At 64.5% G+C, this 18,871-nt stretch carries 12 protein-coding genes and 2 pseudogenes; 7 read left to right on the top strand and 7 right to left on the bottom strand.

Annotated features, from left to right (window positions below):
- Positions 1–181: pseudogene (locus B056_RS0105675) on the bottom strand (IS630 family transposase); the annotation flags it as partial.
- A 96-nt stretch (positions 182–277) separates the two neighbouring features.
- Between B056_RS0105675 and B056_RS0105670 the strand changes: the two are divergent.
- Both B056_RS0105670 and B056_RS40255 read left to right on the top strand, forming a co-directional pair.
- Complete coding sequence (locus B056_RS0105670; protein WP_026239371.1) at positions 278–580, top strand: hypothetical protein; 303 nt, start codon at positions 278–280, stop codon at positions 578–580.
- A 252-nt stretch (positions 581–832) separates the two neighbouring features.
- Positions 833–1,054 carry a helix-turn-helix domain-containing protein gene (locus B056_RS40255; protein ID WP_084647098.1) on the top strand — a complete coding sequence of 74 codons (222 nt, stop codon included), beginning with the start codon at positions 833–835 and terminating at the stop codon, positions 1,052–1,054.
- Between the two features lie 327 nt (positions 1,055–1,381).
- Here B056_RS40255 and B056_RS35290 read toward each other — a convergent pair whose 3' ends face one another.
- A complete protein-coding gene (locus B056_RS35290; RefSeq protein WP_018500929.1) occupies positions 1,382–2,896 on the bottom strand; it encodes a DEAD/DEAH box helicase family protein in 1,515 nt (504 codons plus the stop codon).
- Position 2,897: 1 nt separating this feature from the next.
- The gene (locus B056_RS0105655) at positions 2,898–5,375 is read right to left on the bottom strand and encodes a hypothetical protein (protein ID WP_230202834.1); all 2,478 of its coding nucleotides are present in this window, start codon (positions 5,373–5,375) and stop codon (positions 2,898–2,900) included.
- Between the two features lie 247 nt (positions 5,376–5,622).
- Between B056_RS0105655 and B056_RS0105650 the strand changes: the two genes are divergently transcribed.
- Positions 5,623–10,401 carry a DEAD/DEAH box helicase gene (locus B056_RS0105650; RefSeq protein ID WP_018500927.1) on the top strand — a complete coding sequence of 1,593 codons (4,779 nt, stop codon included), beginning with the start codon at positions 5,623–5,625 and terminating at the stop codon, positions 10,399–10,401.
- Between the two features lie 235 nt (positions 10,402–10,636).
- Here the strand turns inward: B056_RS0105650 and B056_RS0105645 are convergent, their stop codons facing one another.
- Both B056_RS0105645 and B056_RS44055 read right to left on the bottom strand, forming a co-directional pair.
- Entirely contained in the window at positions 10,637–11,779 is a 1,143-nt protein-coding gene (locus B056_RS0105645; protein ID WP_018500926.1) for a site-specific integrase, read from the bottom strand.
- A 699-nt stretch (positions 11,780–12,478) separates the two neighbouring features.
- Positions 12,479–12,688, bottom strand: a complete 210-nt coding sequence (locus B056_RS44055; protein WP_230202833.1) for a hypothetical protein — start codon at positions 12,686–12,688, stop codon at positions 12,479–12,481.
- A 27-nt stretch (positions 12,689–12,715) separates the two neighbouring features.
- Between B056_RS44055 and B056_RS0105635 the strand changes: the two genes are divergently transcribed.
- From B056_RS0105635 to B056_RS0105625, 3 genes are all read left to right on the top strand, one after another.
- Entirely contained in the window at positions 12,716–13,492 is a 777-nt protein-coding gene (locus tag B056_RS0105635; RefSeq protein ID WP_230202832.1) for a DUF4037 domain-containing protein, read from the top strand.
- Between the two features lie 405 nt (positions 13,493–13,897).
- Positions 13,898–14,146, top strand: a complete 249-nt coding sequence (locus B056_RS0105630) for a hypothetical protein (RefSeq protein ID WP_018500923.1) — start codon at positions 13,898–13,900, stop codon at positions 14,144–14,146.
- A 119-nt stretch (positions 14,147–14,265) separates the two neighbouring features.
- Positions 14,266–14,553 (top strand): DeoR/GlpR family DNA-binding transcription regulator, encoded by a 288-nt coding sequence (locus B056_RS0105625; RefSeq protein WP_018500922.1) that lies wholly within the window; start codon positions 14,266–14,268, stop codon positions 14,551–14,553.
- 109 nt (positions 14,554–14,662) lie between these two features.
- On the opposite strand, the gene B056_RS0105620 is transcribed toward B056_RS0105625, so the two are convergent.
- The gene (locus B056_RS0105620) at positions 14,663–15,118 is read right to left on the bottom strand and encodes a GNAT family N-acetyltransferase (protein ID WP_018500921.1); all 456 of its coding nucleotides are present in this window, start codon (positions 15,116–15,118) and stop codon (positions 14,663–14,665) included.
- Between the two features lie 258 nt (positions 15,119–15,376).
- A pseudogene (locus tag B056_RS45940) lies at positions 15,377–16,548 on the bottom strand (IS701 family transposase).
- Between the two features lie 376 nt (positions 16,549–16,924).
- Here B056_RS45940 and B056_RS35285 point away from each other — a divergent pair.
- Positions 16,925–18,682, top strand: coding sequence for an MOSC domain-containing protein (locus tag B056_RS35285; protein WP_018500920.1), 1,758 nt, complete (start codon positions 16,925–16,927; stop codon positions 18,680–18,682).
- The last annotated feature ends 189 nt before the right edge of the window (positions 18,683–18,871 follow it).

Below are 18,871 nucleotides of genomic sequence, written 5' to 3'. Positions count from 1 at the left end.
CCCGGTCCTCGGACGTGAACGTCACCTCCGCGATCTTGCCTGGGGTCATGGCCTGCGCGGAGAGCAGGATCATCTGCGCCCGCCGCCACGTCACCACCGACCCCGACGAACGGCGCACGATCCGCAACAGCCGCTGCCCCTCGTCCGGATCGATCTCCCGGACCCGCACCCGTTCCGCCACACCACAGATCATCAGCCGGACAGCCAGGCCTCTGCGGGACCCGACCCGGCGCGCCCTCACAACGGGCAAACCTTCACGGATGCGGCACTAGTTCCGGTGATTGCCGACAGAACTCCGAACATTCTGGCGGACGTGCTCGCCGTTATCCCCGAATCCGAGACCAAGGTCTGGTCTGAAACGATCGTCTCCCGGTTGGCCGATGTCCGTCCGGATTCCTACGCCGGATGGGGTTCCGAGCAACTCGCCGTGGCACTGCGCCCGTACGGCATCACCACAATCCAGGTGTGGGGCACCACAGCCAAGGGAAAGGGCGCCAACCGGCGCGGCGTCGAGCGTTCCCAGATCGTCGCGGCCATCGCGGAACGTAACGGAACCACAGGTGGTGCCCGACGCGGATAGCCGCTAGCCCTAGCGTCTGCCCCTGCTAGTTCTAGCAGTACATCTAGTGGCCAAGACCGCCGCTGAGCTGGGAGTTAGCGTCTAGCGAACACCCACGCGGAAGTCTTGAAGTCGGCCGATTGGCGCTCCTTCGACCCCTCCGGTCACCGCTAGCCCGACTAACCCCTGTGTTACTGAGAGTGGCTATCCTGTGTGGCTCCAGTGCAGCATCGATCCTGATTGATCAACCACGTGACGGGACGGAGAAAGTAGATGAGCATGTTGCTGCCGGGCGCATCGGCCCCGGGTTTGAACGCCGACGAGAAGAGACTATGGACCGTTCGTGATCTGGCCGATTACCTCGGTGTACCCGTCAACACCATCTACAAGTGGCGATCCATGGGGGAGGGGCCGCCTGCGTACAAGGTTGGAAGATATATCCGCTTCGATCGTCGAGAGGTAGATGAGTGGCTGGAGAAACGGCGGCCACGCTAAGTTAGATCGGTTTGGAAATGGCTCTCTGTGGGCAGGTCTCATCGAGAGCCATTTTATTTGTGACGCTGATATGCGCATTTATCTAGTGGAAATCTGATCCCACTGGAAGTGGGTGGTATTGGTCTCCTCTCCTCGCGAAAAGATCGTACTGTCCCACCCTAGAGTCTGGTTTCGGAAAATGTAAGAAGGTGGATTTTCGGGCGCGTCGTAGGTGTCACAGATTTCAAAGATTCGATGTAGCTGCCGTTGATTGAACGCCCCCGTCTCCGATTCTCCCGGCAGGGTAACTCATCCGCATCGAGGAAGATTTCACGAAAACTACAGCCGCTATCGTCGAGGAGCTGCGCTGTTACCAAGTTCAACAAAAAAGCGTCCCCGGCTGAACGAGTCGAGGATCCGCTGGTGTGTCTGCCGGGGAAGAGATCGCGTGCCTGGCTCGCCGAGAGGAGTACCGGGTCTAGCGGGGGCCTCAGCAAGCAGTCTGTCGAGTCCGGACCGGGTGACCATCAGCAGGCCATGTGTGGCGCGGGTGCATGCGACGGCGAGTCTGCCGAACTGCGAATTGAAATCGTCGAGCGCGTCGGCGCCTGAGAGCGGGTGGATGGCGATAGTGATGCGGTTGGTCTGGCCCTGCCACTTATCGACCGTGGACGCGAGGAGTACGCCGTCGGGCAGGCCAAGCTTGTCGGTGAGCCGCTCCACGAGGTCCTGGGCGTCGTCCACCGCGGCGTTGCGCGTAGCCAGGATGACGACAAGTGGATCTCCGGATGGGGCCGAGGAGCGCACGTTCCACCGGCTCCCGGGACGACCGTCGTCCTTGTAGTCCGTGCCGACCACCTCGACACCGCCCTCGAGCAGTGGAAGGAGCAGGTCCTCGACGACCTCAAGGAGGGGCCTGTCGACGTCCGGGGCCTCGGGGTCGTCCAGGCTGTCGACCTCCAGGAGCGTCGGATGTCCGGTGGCGACCGCAGACCACACGTCGTATGCGGACCCGCTGAGCGGCGGTAGCACGACCGCGCGATCTTCGGGTCTGGCGACGCAGTCGAGCTGTTCCCACTCGCGGTAGAAGGCCCGCCAGAGCCCGATCTGGTTGCCGTGCGGACGCCAGACCGCGGGTAGGTCGATCGCGAAGGTCGTTGGCGCTTTCTCGTAGGCCGTCGGCCAGGCGCGGTAGGGGTTGTAGCCGGGATCGCCCCGGAACGGGTTGGCGGTTGCGTCGATCGGAGGCAGCTGGCCTACGTCGCCGACGCCGACCACGATTGGCGCGTAGCCCTGTACCCGGGAGAACAAGAAGAGCGCCATCTGCCAGGCCTCGTCGACGAAGAGGACGTCGAATGGCGTCTTGTCGTTGCCGGCCGGGCCGAGTTGGCCGAGTACCCGGTTGTATTCCGCCGGTGCGCCGAGGCGATGCGCGGTGCCGAGGACGATGCGTGCCTCCGTCGGGATGTCCTTGGCGCTCGTCACCACGGTCGCGGCCAGCTTCACCTCTTCAGGCATGTCGGGCAGGATCTTCTTGCTCGCCAGGAGACAGACGTGGGGCTGGCCGAACCTGTCCCCGAGCGATCTCGCCAACGGCCACACCTGACGGTTTTGAAAAGCTGTCACGCCGACCCGGACGCACGCCGGGTGGGCTAATGCGTCGATGACCATCCGTCGGAGCTGGACTGACTTACCCGCGCCGGCGGCGGCCCGGAGCAGGATCTTGTCGTAGTCCTTGGTGCCGGCCAGCGCATCGGACAGGGCCCAGATGGCCTGGCTGGCTGCGTCGGTGTTCTCTTGGGCGGCGGCTGCGTGGTGGCGTCCCTTGGGCAGCGGCGCCGGCTCGGTGAATTCGATGATCATATCAGTCCCCGAGGTCGTCCGGCGTCAGGTGGTCAAACGGTGCCGTGTCGGCGAACTCCGGCGGGGCGTCGCCGCCGACATCGAACCGTTCCTCGTCTACGAGCGGGGGCCACGCCTCCGGGTTCATCTTCCCGGCGGCGCGCTGTCCGGCAAGGTAGTCAGCGGTCTCCGCCTCGGCAGCCGAGTGTGGGCGGCAACACCAGCGGTGCTTGTCTGGCTCGGCGATGTACGACGTCGGGGCGCAACTGGCTTTGGGAGCCGACAACTCATCGACCGGCGGGCGTACGACAGTGAACTCGTGCCCGGTGCGTTGGAGACCGCCGAACCACTCGACATTGGCAAGGACGAGTTCGTCGCCGACGGCGAGGTTAAGCGGCACGGTGGGGCTCCACACGAGGCCAGGATCATCATCCTTGGTCAGCGGCCCGGCGGAGAACTGACCGAACTTGAACGAGCCGGCCTGAATCTTGACAGTGGTCGTCGGCCGTTCGACGAGAGGCTCGGCGTTGAGGTGAAGCGCGACGGCCTTCGTGCCGTCCCCGAATCGCCTCGAGGCCACCTCGAGGCGAGGTGGGTCGAGTGCGACGACGGTAGCAAGTGAGAGCTCGGCGACGCCTGCGTCGAGTGCCCGGTCGGAGGCGTACGAGTAATCGGCGAGATAGGCAAGCTGGAGCGCGCAGGCCTGGTCCTTATCCATCAGGTCGACCTGGACGTTGCGCCAGAAGACTGTGGTCCGGCCGAATCGGACCAGGTCGAGTGCCTGGAGCGAGACGCGCCGCCACCAGACCTCCTGTGACTGCCACTCGATCAGCTCGTAGATATCCCGGAGGACCGAGACAGGGAGCCCTTCGAGCACGGCCAGAGCGCGCTCGGCGGTCTCGATCTTGTAGGCGAGTGCTGCCTCGACGAGGGCACGGTAGTGAGCGGGATCGTCGCCGCGGCTCCTGTGGGCGGTGTGGATTGCATCGGACTCAGCGTTGGAAAGGCGGGCGCCGGGGGTGTGAGGGAGCTCCGCGATCTCGTCGGAGACCTGTCGATGCGCGAGCGGCTCGATCGCCGACGCCCAGTGGACGAGGTAGTCGAGGCGGAAGGCGTCGATCGTCGGCCCACCGGGCACGAGATGGGAGGCGAGCACCTTGCGAAGTTCAACGATGGGTGTGCGGGTGGCGAGCGCGCGCGAGCGGTCCTCCTCTAGCAGGAAGGCGACTGCCAGCCGCTCGTGTTCGGTGAGCGGATCGGCGAGGGTTGCTGGTGTGCCGTCGAAGGTCAGCGCCTCGCGCCCCATGTCGAGGTCGCGTTGCCAGCGCATCCGGCTCAGCTCGACCCCGGCGACCGAGTCGGCGGCCGAGACGAGGACGTCGGCGGTGGCGCCGTCGGGCGCCAGCAGGTGGATCGGCAGGGCCTTGGCGTCCCGGGCCGTCGCGATGGCCTTCCCGATGAGTGCCATGGCACCACGCCGCGCGGTCGGGGCCTGTGGCTCGAGGAAGATGCGACGCTCCCAGGGACCGTCACCGAGCCGGACCGCGATGCCGTGTATCCCGAGCGCCGCGGAGTCGGACTTCGCGATCACGACAATGATCGCTCCAGGCAGCCCACACGGGTCGGCCCGCTTCCGCGCCAGCCGCACCGGCTGACCCTCCAGGGTCGCGGTGACCTGGTGGACGACCGCGGCCGGCGCCTGGCCGACGACGCCCGTGCCGTCGACGATCCCGGCAAGCAGCGGCCGCAGGCTGGGGGCGATGCCGACCTCGATCAGTAGGTCGGTTGGTGTGGTGGAGGCGCGCAGCTCATCACGGCAGTAGGAGAAGAGGTTGCAGGAGGCGCACGAGGCCGGGTTGAAGGTCGCGACAAGGTGGGCGACGTAGCCCGCCAGTTCGTCCTCGGTCGGGTGGTCGTCACCGAACTTCTTCTTCTCGTCGAGCCGTTCGAGCGCGCGTCCGCGCACCTCCGCCCGATGGTCGTCGAGTTCCTCCACCACGGCCTCCGGCTGCAGGAAGGCGTTGCGCGGCACCGCCAAGGCGCCGCACCGGTGCACCACCATGCCCTTCGGTAGCTGGCTCCAGCTGGAGGCCGACTCGGCGCCCAGTGCGACCTGGAGGAATCCCTTCAGCATGCGGTTGTCGTCGATCCGCGACCGGATCCGCTCATAGTCCTTGGCGTCACCCATGATCAGCCAGGAGCCAACCGTCCTCGACCCGTCGAGGCGCGGGGCGACGATCGCGAAGTCGGGGAGCACGGCGGTCACCGACTCGCCCTCGAGGCGTAGGTAGGGCACACCTAGGGCGATAAGCATGGTGGCCTCGCTGGCGAAGTTAGCCTTGAGATGCGCGGCAGCCAAGGCCTTCGCGGTGTTGGTGACGCCCCCTCGGCAGTCGACGCGGCGTATGGCCTTCGGGCGGTCGAGGCCGAGCTGGCCGATGGTCTTGGTGAGCAGCTCGGAGACGAACTTCTCGGAGTGCACCAGCGACTCGAACGTCATTGCCCGCATCCACCGTGCCTCCGGGATGCCAGCACGGACGTCCTCGTGGCCGATGTGCTTGGCTAGCGCCTTGCGAGTCTTGCGTGTGAGGAACGGATCGGTCAGGCGGAACCGCTGGCAACCGGAGTGCGCTGACGCGGCGACCGCGCTGGTACCGCCCCCGGACTGGAGACCCCCCACTCAGTCCTCTTTCGTTGAGGGTCGGCCGCTGGTCAGCTGGCCGAAGTGGAAGTAAAGAATAGTCCCTATGCCGACGACGATCTACGACGTTCTTGATCAACTACGCGCCTCCTCCATCTCGGAGACCGACAAGGGCGCGAAGTTCGAGCGTCTGATGAAGGCCTACCTCAAGATCGACCCGGTCTTCGCCGATCAGTTCGCCGACGTCTGGCTGTGGAGCGAGTACCCCGACAACAACGGCCAGCACGACACCGGCATCGACTTGGTGGCCCGAGACAAGGACACCGGCCACGACGTCGCGGTACAGTGCAAGTTTTTCGCCCCGTCCACGTACGTCACCAAGCCGATGATCGACTCCTTCCTCGCCGTCTCTGGGCACGCGAAGTACGGCGCGCGGATCATCATCTCTACCTCGGACAAGTGGAACCCCAACGCCGAAGACGCGATCAAGAACCAGTTGATCCCGGTCCGCCGTATCGGCCTTGCCGATCTTGAGGCCTCTCGCGTCGACTGGTCGATCTTCTCGCTCGACAAGCCCGACCAGATGACTCTCGCGTCGCAGAAGGCGCCGCGCAAGCACCAACAGGTCGCCATCGAGAAGATCGAGGCCGGGTTCGGCGAGCACGACCGTGGAAAGATGATCATGGCCTGCGGCACGGGCAAGACTTTCACTAGTCTCAAGATCGCCGAGCGCAACGTTGGTGCTGGCGGCAAGGTGCTCTTCCTCGTACCGAGCATCAATTTGCTCTCGCAGACCGTCCGTGAGTGGATCGACAACTCCGAACTCCAGATCCGGGCACTCGCGGTCTGCTCCGACGCGAAGTCGACCGCCCGGAAGAAGAAGGACGATGCCTACGAGGACATCTCAACAATTGACTTCGCACTACCGGCCACAACTAATATCTTGGAGCTTAAGAAGAGGATAAAGGACGCCGAGGCGGAGACCAACAGCATGACGGTCGTCTTTTCGACCTACCAATCGATCGACGTCGTCGCCCAGGCCCAGCAGGGCCTCAGAGAGTTTGATCTGATCGTTGCTGACGAGGCGCACCGCACGACGGGCACGACCCTGGCCGGGGAGAATGAGTCGACCTTCGTGAAGGTGCACAACGACGCCTTCCTGCCAGCTGGGAAGCGACTCTACATGACCGCGACACCACGGATTTACGACGATTCGTCGAAGACGAAGGCCGGCGATGCTAATGCCGTGCTCGCATCGATGGACGACGAGGAATTGTTCGGCCCGGAGTTCCACCGCCTCGGCTTCGGCGAAGCTGTCGAGCAGGGCCTTCTCGCGGACTACAAGGTGCTCGTGCTGACCGTGGACGAGGAGTCGGTTGCACGCACTTTCCAGATGCAGCTCTCCGACGACGGCAACGAACTCAAGCTCGATGACGCCGCCAAGATCGTCGGTTGCTGGAACGGTCTAGCCAAGCGCGGAAAGCTCGAGCATAGCTTCGAGCCGGATGCCCGCCCGATGCGACGCGCGATCGCGTTCGCAGGCAACATCAAAGATTCCAAGCGGATCGAGGACCTTTTCCAGGCGGTCACTGACTACTACGTGGGTGCCACCGACCAGGAGCAGCCCGACGGCAGTAACCCGCTCAAGTGCACCGTCCAGCATGTGGACGGAGGCATGAACGCTCTCGAGCGCAACACTAAGCTGGATTGGCTGCGCGCGGAGCCCAGGGACGGTGTCTGCCGAATTTTGACCAACGCCCGGTGCCTCTCCGAGGGCATCGATGTACCCGCCCTCGACGCCGTCATGTTCCTCTCGCCACGCAAGTCAGTTGTCGATATCGTCCAGTCGGTTGGCCGCGTAATGCGCCTCGACCCTAACGGGGAAAAGAAGTTCGGCTACATAATTTTGCCCATCGGTGTCCCATCCGGTATGACGCCAGAGGAAGGGCTAAAGGAAAATAAGCGGTATGCCGTAGTATGGGAGATCCTTCAGGCGCTCCGTGCCCACGACGATCGCTTCGACGCGCTCGTCAATCGGATCTCGCTATCGAAGGCACGCGATACCAAGGTCAACATCATCGGCGTCGGCGGCGAAAAGCCATGGGGCGATCAAGGTGCCCTAGACCTGGTCTTCCCTGACCTCGACCAGTGGCGCGACTCTATTTACGCCAAGATCGTCCAGAAAGTCGGCTCCCGAGAGTACTGGACCGACTGGGCTAAAGACGTCGCCTCCATCGCGGAGCGTCAGATCACCCGCATTGCCGCGCTGCTCACGGATCCTCAGACCGGCGTCCGTGAGAGGTTTGACGAGTTTCTCCACGGCATCCGAGGAAATCTCAATGAGAACGTCACCGAAGCCGAGGCCGTCGAGATGCTCGCGCAACACCTCATCACACGTCCGGTCTTCAATGCGCTCTTTGCGGGCGATGACTTCCTCAACAACAACCCCGTTGCGCAAACGATGGAGAAGATGCTGGCTGTACTCGACCAGCATGACCTCGAGGCAGAGAACGAGTCACTCCACAAGTTCTATGACTCCGTTCGCCGCAAGGTTGCCGACGTTAAAGATCGTGAGGGTCGTCAGGAACTCGTCCGTCGTCTTTACGATACCTTCTTCGCCACAGCCTTCAAGAAAACCGTTGACAAACTGGGCATCGTCTACACTCCTGTGCAGATTGTCGATTTTATCCTGCGCTCGGCCGACGAAGTGCTGAAGAAAGAGTTCGGTCAGTCAGTTTCCGACGAGGGTGTCCACATCCTCGATGGTTTCACCGGCACTGGCACCTTCATAGTGCGGCTGCTCGAGCTTGGTCTGATCAAACCTCAAGATCTCTTCAGAAAATACGCCGAGGAGCTCCACGCCAACGAGATCCTGTTGCTGGCCTACTACATCGCGGCAGTCAACATCGAGACCACATACATGGGCCTTAAACGGGACGAGTTTGCTGGGGATGAGGCTAGCGCGGCGGTCTCAACAGAGGTTGAGTACGAGTCCTTCCCCGGCCTAATCCTCACCGATACCTTCCAGTCCTGGGAAGACGACGATCGCCCCGACCTCAAGATCTTTCCGGAGAACAATGAGCGCCTTGAGAGACTCAAAGGGCTCCCCATCACAGTCATCGTGGGAAACCCGCCATATTCTGCGGGACAGGAGTCGGCCAACGACGACAACCAGAACGAGGTTTACCCATCCCTAGACCGGCAGATCGAGTCCACATATGCTGCGCGGTCGAACGCGACCTCGAAAAGGACTCTTTACGATTCGTATATTCGGGCTATCAAGTGGGCCACCTTGCGAATCAGCGACCGGGGGGTGGTCGTGTATGTGACCAATGGCAGGTTTCTGGATTCTAACAGTGCGGATGGTTTGCGGAAGACGCTGATTGATGAATTCAGTGAGATCTATGTTTACAATCTCCGAGGGAATCATCGTACTGCTGGTGAGCAGACGCGCAAGGAGGGTGGGAAAATATTTGGCGGCGGTAGTCGTACGCCAGTTGCAATCACGCTCCTTGTCAAGAATCCAGACAAGATTGGCCCGGCGACTATTCATTACGCCGATATCGGTGACTATCTATCCGTAGAACAAAAATTCGACAAGATTGCTACTGCTGGTTCAATGTTTGGTCTTGAATCCATCAAGATCACTCCAAACGACCACGGTGACTGGCTTGACCAGAGGCAAAGTGATTCTTCCAATTTTATGACACTATCGGGTGAGGCGTCATCTATCTTTGATCTCTCGTCAAATGGTATTGTCACTAACCGTGACAAGTGGGTGTATTCGTCGGCGTCCGATGTTGTCGACAAGAACGTGCGACGAATGCTCGAGGCTTACAGTGAGGCTGTACGAGGGGCTAAAATTGACGATCCGGCACGAATAAAATGGTCACGAGGCCTCCGGTCTAGGGCGGAACGCGGGGAAAAAATTCAATGGTCGCCCGGCAAGATTAGAACTGCTGCGTATCGTCCGTTTACTAAGCAGCGCCTCTACTTCTCTGCGCAGGTAAATGAGGTGCCCGGACGGATTCGATATATCTTTCCGACTCCGAATACTCATAATTGTGCTGCAGTTATCGTGTCACCGCGAATCGAGGCGAGTCCTGCCATCTTGGCAGTGAAGGACCTCCCGGATCTTTCTTTCTACTCCTACGGGGCACAGGTCTTTCCTCGATGGCGCTACGAGGAAGCTGGGATGCTCAACATGGCGGTCGGTGACGAGGAGGTTATCGATGGCTATCGCAAGATAGATAACATTTCCGACCATGCATTGGGACGTTTTCAGGCGGCGTATGGTCCGAAGATCTCGAAAGATGAAATTTTCTTCTACGTCTATGGACTGCTGCACTCGCCGGAGTATCGCGAGACCTACGCGGCTGATCTGAAGAAGATTTTGCCGCGTATCCCGCTAGTGATGGATCCATGGCCGTTTGTCGAGGCGGGCCGGGAGCTGTCAAAGATCCATCTGGAATATGAGTCGGTAACACCGTACCCCCTCGATGGGCTGGAGGTGGAGCCGGTCGGCGACCCGTATGAGTTCTTCGCCGTCCAGAAGATGACGTTCAAGAAGAAGCGAGATCCGGAGACGAAGAAGTTGGTCGAGGACAAGACTTCGATCGTCTACAACTCCCGGATTACACTGGGTGGGATCCCGGAGGATGCCCACCGCTACATGCTCGGCTCACGCTCAGCAATCGAATGGATCATCGACAGGTATCGGGTCGATGAGGATAAAGGTAAGTCGGGAAACGTTAATGACCCCAACGACTGGGGTCGCGAGGTCCGAAATCCGAAGTATATCGTCGACCTGCTTGCGCGTATCGTCACGGTCAGCTTGGAGACGATGCAAATTGTCGACAACCTCCCCGCCATTACTGTCCAGTAAGACCGCATCCCGCCGTGAACGATGCCGCTGGTGTCCGAGCTACTTGTTTGGTAGCTCGGACGCTACCGGTAGCAGCCAAGCTCTGTCGCATCGGCCGCTACAGAACGTTGTGGGGGCGCTTTTAGGCGATGGGCGAGGATCCGAGGTGTGCGATCCTCCTGTCGGGTTTTACTTCCCGGATAAAAATTCAGCACGTAATACATGATTAATGTCACTAATTCATGGATCTCTCTGGTCAGAATGCCAATGCTGTGAGAGTCTCCGCCGCCCCCGGATTTGACACCTTCCTACCGAGGTAGGTGCTCAACGTCAGCGACGGGTTCTGGTGGCCTAGGACATCGGCGATCTGGCGCGGGGAGTGTCCGTCCTCGTCGAGTAGGGTGGCGACCGACTTGCGGCCGAACAGGTGGGAGGTCAACCCGGGGAATCCGGCGTCTGCAACGGCGTCTCGGATGTCTGCCTGCGTGTTGCTGGGGTCGCGTAGGCCCCCCTTCGGGGCAGGGAAGACCACGTCTGACGGGTCCTGTCTCGTTTGCCGGGCGCGCAACATCGCAACTGCCCATCCGGGCAGCAACAGCAGGCGGAATCCTGCCTTGGACTTCGGGCGGGGCTTGTTGATCAGACCCTGTCCTGGTACACGGACGACGGTGGAACGGATTTCGATGGTCCCGGTGTCAAGGTTGACCGCGTCCCAGGCCAGGCCGCAGATCTCCCCGATGCGCGCCCCGGTGGCCATCAGTGCGTCGACCAGGTCCGGGATATCGCGGCGTCGGGCGCGCTCGTCATAGGTCAGCAGGGCCCGCAACTGGCGGAGCTGAGAGAGGCTCAGGGACCGCGGTGCTGGCTTCGGTGTGCTCCGGGAGATTGGGCCTGCGTCGCGGACCAGGTTGCGGTCCAACGCGTCCACACGGGCCGCCATGGCGCACATCCCCGAGAGCACCGCGCGGGCCATCTTTGCCGTGCCGGGGCCGCTCTTGTCCGTCACTGCTGCCAGGAACCGGTCCACGAGACCGACGGTGAGCTGACGGACCTTCACTTCCCCGAGGGCCGGATACACGTGCCGGTCCAGCGTCCCCCGGTAGGCCGAGATCGTGTTGGGGGACAGGTCCCGCTTGCTCATCGCGACGAACCACGCCTCTCCGAGGACCTTCACCGCGGTGTCTCCGGTGATGTCGCCGTCCCCGATCGCGACCCGTACCCGGTCACGCAGAGCACGCCGCAACGCCTGTTCCGCGGCGGCTTTGGAGGTGCCGCTACGTTCCACCTCACGACGGACGCCGTCATGATCGCGATAGAAGCAGCGCGCACGGACGCCCTTCGTGGTCGTGCTGAAGAAGATTTTTCCGCCAGTGCCGAGGTCCATCGCCGGACGCGCCATGCCCCACCGTCCACATCGTCAGGGTGTCGGAGAACAGTGGCAATCGTAGCTTGATCATCCCGTACAAACCCCGTACTTTGGCTGATCAAAAACGATGAGAGTCGAGTATTCATCGTCTACGGGAATGTCCTGCGGTGCAGGTCGTGGCAGGTTTCGGAAGACGTCGACGAACGTCGAGGAAATCTAAATGCTAATCCGTCGGTCGTGGGTTCGAGCCCCACCCGCCCCACCCATGTGATGATCATGCCCCTGGCCTGGATGCATGCGGTTCGCGATCTATTGCTTTGAGATTCAGCGCCAGGGAAAGGCGCTGGTCAGGGCCTCGCGAGTTGGTTCGAGCCCCACCTGGACGACCATGTTGGGAGCATGCGAACCGGGCTTCTTCGTGGCGGCGGATCCAGGCAAGCGTGATGTGGAGGTCAAGGTTCTGATCGACTGCACCGCCGAGGAGATCGACGTGTGTGGCGGCTGCTCGACGAGGTCCTGGGGATCGGGGGCCTGCTTGTGCGGCGGAACCTGGAGATCGCGACTGGCCCGGACGGCCCGGTGGCTGGCGAAAACCCAGGTGCCCAGACGTGGCGGTAGCGAGGACGATGAGGCGCCTGTGCCATGACGGGACGCCTTGAGGGGGATCGCAGAACGGTGTCAGGTCGCGATCTTTCTCGATGGTTCTACGAGCGGGCGGTGCGGCCGCTGGTCTCAGGCGTTCCCCACGCTGCCGCGTTGCTCGGTGAGGGGTCCGAGGTTCTCGGCTTCGATGACGAGATTTCCACGGATCACGATTTTGGCCCCCGCGTGCAGCTGTTCGTCCCGCCAGGTTTCGACGCCACGCCGATCGACGCCGCTCTGGGGGGTTTGCCCGCGCGGTTCGAAGGTTTCCCGGTCGTCTACCCCGACAGCGATCGACACGGCGGCCGGCCACACCGTCAGGTGGAGGTGACCACCGCGCAGGCGTTCTTCGTCGACCGGATCGGCGTCGACCCCGCCGACGGGATGAAACTGACGGACTGGCTACTGGCCCCGACCCAGATCCTGGCCAGCCTCACCGGCGGCGTGGTCCTGCACGACCCGCTCGATCTGCTCACCACGCGGCGTCGGGCGCTGGCGTGGTACCCCGACGACATCTGGCGCTATGTCCTGGCCGCCGGCTGGCTGCGGGTCAGCCAGGAGGAACCATGCGTCGGCCGCACCGGTGGTCGCGGCGACGACCTCGGCTCGCGGATGCTCGTGGCCCGCGTGGCCCGTGACCTCGTTCGGATCGGATTCCTCCTCGAACGCCGCTGGGCTCCCTACGGCAAATGGCTGACCGCCGCGTTCGCGCAGCTGACCCTCGCCGACCAGATCGGTGAGCACCTGCACCACGCGCTGCGCGCGACGCGGTGGCGGGAACGCGAAGCGGCACTGTGTGCCGCGGCCAGTCATCTCGCCGCCGCCACGAACCGGCTTGGTCTGGCCGAGCCCGTCGACCCCGCGCCGCGCCGCTTTCACTCCCGAGACATCCACGTACTCGGCGGCGAACGCCTCACCCGTGCGCTGACCGATGCAATCAGCGATCCGCCGCTGCTAACCCTCCTCACCCGGCTCGGACACCGACCCGACGGCCCGCTCGGCCATCTCCCCGGCGCGATCGACCAGGCCACCGACAGCGTCGAGATCCTCACCCAACCAATCCGTCGCCGCGACTATGCGCCAGCGCTTGGGCTCCGGGCCTGAGTGCCCCGGCGCTGATCCGACGGTGCGCGGAGGTCAGGCGCCTCGTCCGAGCTGGAGACGGCGTAGTCGGCTCCGCGCGGGCCTTCTTCGTCGACCGGGTTGGCACCGACCCCGCCGACGGGACTTCTGAGGCACGGACCGGCAGTTCCCAACCGCGCTGGCCCGCACATCATCCGGCCGCGGAGTGGCACCACACGACATCTACCGCGGAGGGCATCCGCAACTGCGGTTAGACCGGATTTGGCCGCCATCGGTTTGGGATTGGCCTCGCGGGACGACCACGACACGCCATATGCCCGTGCGGCCTGACACCTCGGGAGGCGCGTGCCTCGGGTCCGCGTCGCCGCGTAAGGATTTCCCTCGTACGAATCGAACCGATCTCTCCCATGTCCCAAGGAGGCTCCCTTGACCGACACGAACACTTACGCGTACGTCGACGCTGACACCCTCGATGTCCGGATCATCCGTGGTGAGGCTGACACGGAAGGCACCATCGTCGGCCGCCTCGACGCCGCCGACCTCCCCGCCCTCAGCGAGGCCGCCGACAAGCTGCTCGCGACCCTCGGCGTCCGCCCCGTCAGCGACTGGCGCGAGGTTGAGGGTGGCCTGTTCGCCGTCGTCGAGGAGACCGCGGCGGTGCCGACGGCCGGCTGACCGGCGACCACGAGCGCCCCGGTCTGGGTCCAGGCCGGGGTTTCTCTTTGCCCGGATAAGACGGTGGGAGCGGCGCGCGCGATCAGGCGGCGAGCGGGATGTCTTCCACCTGGTAGTAGATGGGAAGTCGTGGACCACCCGTCCACGACGCGCTCCTAATCGGCGGCCGGCTCTTCAGACACTCGGCCGTCACCTGCGGCGCGGCCGCCGCCGAGGCGGCGATGAAACGCACCCTCGCCCGGCAGACCGCCGACACCTACGTGCTGGCGCTAGCCAGCAGCGAGAAGATCGGCACCGCATCGCCGTTCACCGTGCTGCCGGTCGCGTCGGTGAGCGGTCTCATCACCGACGCCACCGACGACCGCCCGGTCATCGCCGAGCTGCTTAAACAGGAACGACGATCCTGAAAGCTCGCTGACCGGTCCCGTCGGGCCGCGGCCAGCGTTGGCTGGGCCACCGTCTCGTTGGGGGCACGTTGGGGGCACGTTTGGCTGAAGATCGGACAATGGGGGTGCCTCACGCGTTGCCCGGGGTCCACTGCATCGACATACGCGGATCCTCGATCCGCACGACTTCGAACCCGAGGCGGGTATAGAGGGCCTGTGCGGGATTGTTGACGAAGACGCTGAGCCGGACCGGAACGCCGCGCCGCTGAGCAGCCCGAAGGATGCCCCGTAACAGATGGGTGCCAATGCCGCGACCTTGCGCCTCGGGGAGCAGCGCGACCTCCTCGACGAAGTCGTACTCACTCTGGTGGATGACACACGCGTAGCCGACGGGTCGCCCGCTCTCCTCGACCACGGCAAATGGCAGATCGGTGAACTCCTTGTCAGCGCTTATGCGCTGTTCCGCATCATCCCACCCCGACGTCTGTTCGACGTATGCCCGCAGGGCGGCTCGCCTCACCTCGAAGAAGAACTCTCGATCGCTGCTCAGAGCGGGCCGAACCCGAAGGTCATGGGAGCGGGTCATTGTGTGAGGCTACGACTTCGATCACTTCGCCATCAGTCGGGCTAGCAACAGGCCGAAGGACGCCGCGACCAGGCTCACCTGACAGCTACTCTCTCCGTCCGAGGGCGAGCCTGACCTGGTTCCGTCGCCGCCGTCCGCCGAGGAGAAGGCCGCGGCAGCGCGTCAGGCCCGACTGGCGGTGGTTTGTTGGATCAGGGTGGTAGATAAAGGTGCAGGCCATGGCCTGCACCAACCGCGGCGATCAGTGCTTGGAACTCGTCAGGCGGTGGTGTCGCTGACCATGCGTGCCAGCAGCGCTGCAGCATGATCCAAGGGGTCAGTCAGTCGCGGACCGCGCGCAGTGTCACCGGCCAGGGCGGCCGTATCGGTGGAGAGGGAGCTGCGGCACGCCCTCTCTCGCCGGTCGTGCCCACTGCCGGCGTCTTCCTGCCCGGGGGGTTTCTCGAGGGCGTGAGTACTCGCCCAGCAGAACGAGAACGCGCAGTGCACGAGGGTCTGGTGGAGGCGGATCGCGAGGTCGGAACGGACCTGGAAATCGGCCCAGCCGAGTTCGTCCTTGACCTGTTTGTAGCTCTGCTCGATCCAGTGGCGGATCCCGTAGATCCGGACGAGTTCGGTGAGGTCGGCGGCCGGGTGCGGACTGTCGGCTTCGCGTGTCGAGCCGGGACGGGGCAGGTTCGTCGCCAGGTACCAGGTGCTTGTTCCTGGGAGCCGGGCCGGGTCGGTGGTGGCGATGACCAGGCGGATGACGCCGTCGGGGCCCCAGCGGCCCAGCCGGGCCTCGGCGGCTCACCAGGTGGCGGTGTGTCCGTCACGGAAGGTCCGTCTGATCGCCTTCCAGGGGCCTGGTCTTCTCGGGCCGTTCCAGGGGAGCTGGCGGGCGGCGCCCTGGGGGTGTGCGTGTCGGGGCCGTAGGCCCAGGTGCCCCGGTGGGGTTTGAGCGCCATCACGAACGGCAGATCCGCCGCGAACAGCTCGCCGCGGAACGCATCGTGGTCGCCGTAGGCGCAGTCGGCGACCACCGCGCGAAACGTCCTCCCGGCCGCTGGTGCCCGGCGGATCAGATCAACCGCGATCTGTGGCCTGGTCGGAAACCCGGAGCGCTTTTCCCGTGCGGGAAATGGTGGGCCGGGGTGTAGGGCCGGGCGTGCAGCGGACAGTAGACCCGTTCGTGCGCCCACGCCGTGCTCACCGTGACCACGGCGTTGTCGGTCCTGCCGTAGCGGCCCAGCCGGGTGCTGCGCGCCGACCACCGGCTCGGCCCCCGCCAGGCAGGTCGACGTCTTGTTCCGATCCCGTGACGCCAGCAGCCCCGTCAGGTACTCCCGAAACCCCCGCCGCTGCGCCACCACCGAGAACACATCATCGAACCGGGCCGCGTAGTCCTCCAACGGACCCGGCGCCGGCGAGCAGGCCACACGCTTGGTCATCACCGGCCCCTCCCACGGACAGCCAGCGATCAAAGCCCTACCCGAAGCAGGTTCAAAAACACCGTTAGCGCGCACGGGATTCCCGGTGTTATTTGCGCTGTCGGGTTTTCTTCCGGGGCTTCCCGGGAACGAGCGCCTGATATGCCGTCAACAAATGACATGAGTTGTTCGTGGCCGGCTGCGGGTGGGCGGTTCTGGCGTTCCGCGGCCGTTCTCGCGAACATTTGGCGACGGCCCGCCCGGCGGCCCTGTCCTGGGGCGGCGCGTGAACGGCACCTCCACGGGGCACGGGTCGAGGGACGACCCCGCTCCTGAGCGCCGAGGCGGCCGTTCTGCCCGCCCTCGCTCGACGAGCCAGGCAGAAGGGGGGTGGCCGATGGCGACTCTGCTCTCCGTCAACGTCGGGATGCCCAAGGACGTGCTCTGGCAGGGGCGAACGGTCCACACCGGCGTCTGGAAATCGTCCGTCGCCGGCCCACGGATGGTCCGGCGTCTCAACATTGACGGCGACGGGCAGGGCGACCTGCGGGGTCATGGTGGCGAGAACCGGGCGGTGCTGGTCTACCAGATTGACTCCTACAACTACTGGCAGCGCCACTTCGGCCGTGACGATTTCGTCCACGGTCAGTTCGGGGAGAACCTCACGGTTGACGGCCTTCCGGACGACGAGGTCTGCGTCGGTGACAGGTATCGGATCGGCGAGGCCGAGTTCGAGGTCACCCAGCCCCGGGTCACCTGCTACCGCGTCGGGATGCGCCTCGGTGAGCCGGACCTGCCCGCACTGCTCGTCGCCCACCACCGGCCGGGTTTCTACCTGCGTGTGATCACCGAAGGGCATGTCCAAGCCGGAGACGAGATCGTCAGGACACGGACGGGGCCGGAAAGATTCACCGTCGCCGACATCGACGCGCTGCTCTACCTGCCCGACCGCGATCCGGAACGGCTGCGGGCCGCACTGCGCATCCCCGCGCTCAGCCCCGGTTGGCGGTCCTCGTTCGAGGATCTCCTCGCCGCCGCCGAACACGGCCAGCCGGCGGCTTCCGCCTCCGCCCCCGCGATCGGGGCCGAGCCGGGATGGGTCGGGTTCCGCCGGCTGAAGGTCGTCGCCACCGTCGTCGAGAGCACCACGGTGACCTCGATCCACCTGGCCGCCGCCGACGGCCGCCCACTCCCGGCGGCCCTGCCCGGCCAGTACGTCACAGTGCGTGTCGCCGCCGCGGGGGAGCCCGCTCCCGTCCGCAGCTATTCGCTTTCCTCCGCACCGGGCGACGAGGGTTACCGGATCAGCGTGAAACGGGAGCGGTGCGGGGTGGTGAGCGGCTACCTGCACAAGGGGCTGCACCCCGGGACGATGCTCGACGTGGCCGCGCCGCGGGGTGAGTTCGTCCTCGGCGGCGGCGACACCCCGGTGGTCCTGCTCTCCGCCGGTGTCGGTGTCACTCCCGTCCTGGCGATGTTGCACCAGCTGGTGGCCGAGGACAGCCTCCGCGCCGTCTGGTGGGTTCACGTCGCCCGCGATCCGGCTGAGCACGTGCTCGGCGAGGAGGCCCACGACCTGCTTACCCGGCTGCGCGACGCGCACGAACAGGTCTTTTACACGGCCACCTGCGCCGGACCTGGCGCGCCAGGCTACAGAACGCCCCTCGGCGTCGCGCACCGGCTCGTGGCCCCCTTCAGGATCAGCGCTGGACGGCCCGGCGCCCGGGCGCTGTCCGAGATGGGAATCCCGCCGGAGGCCGGCGCCTACGTCTGCGGCCCGGCCGGGTTCATGGCCGACATGCGCACGGTCCTCGAAAGCCTCGGGCTGCGTGGCGAGAACATCCACACCGAACTGTTCGGTGGCCGGCCAGCCATCACCCCCGGCATAGCCGAGCGGGTGGCGCCGCCACCGCATCCGCCGACGGGACCGCCGGGAACCGGGCCGCTGGTGACCTTCGCGCGCAGCGGACTGTCCGTGCCCTGGTCGCAGGAGCGGCGCGGCATCATCGACCTGGCGGAGGCCTGCGACATCCCGACCCGCTGGTCGTGCCGCACCGGCGTCTGCCACACCTGCGTGACGGCGCTGCAGTGGTCGAGCCTGGTACGAAAGGGCGATCTCCCTGGTCGAAGCCCGCTACGCCCACCACCTCGATAGAGGGTGTCCCGATTACCGCGGTCACCGGGCATCACCCCTGATCAGGGCCCCCGCGGCGACCGAACGGACGTTTGCGGCTCCCAGGCCGCCACACACACCTGGGCGACGGTGAAGCCGCGGCGAGAGCCGCGCTGACGGCCGCGTTCTGTCGGTACGAGGTCGTACGGTGCGACTGTGACCGTTCGGGGT

The organism is Parafrankia discariae, from assembly GCF_000373365.1.
GTDB lineage: Bacteria > Actinomycetota > Actinomycetes > Frankiales > Frankiaceae > Parafrankia > Parafrankia discariae.
Note: the sequence above shows the minus strand (reverse complement) of the source record. Positions and strands in the feature narration are given on the sequence as shown.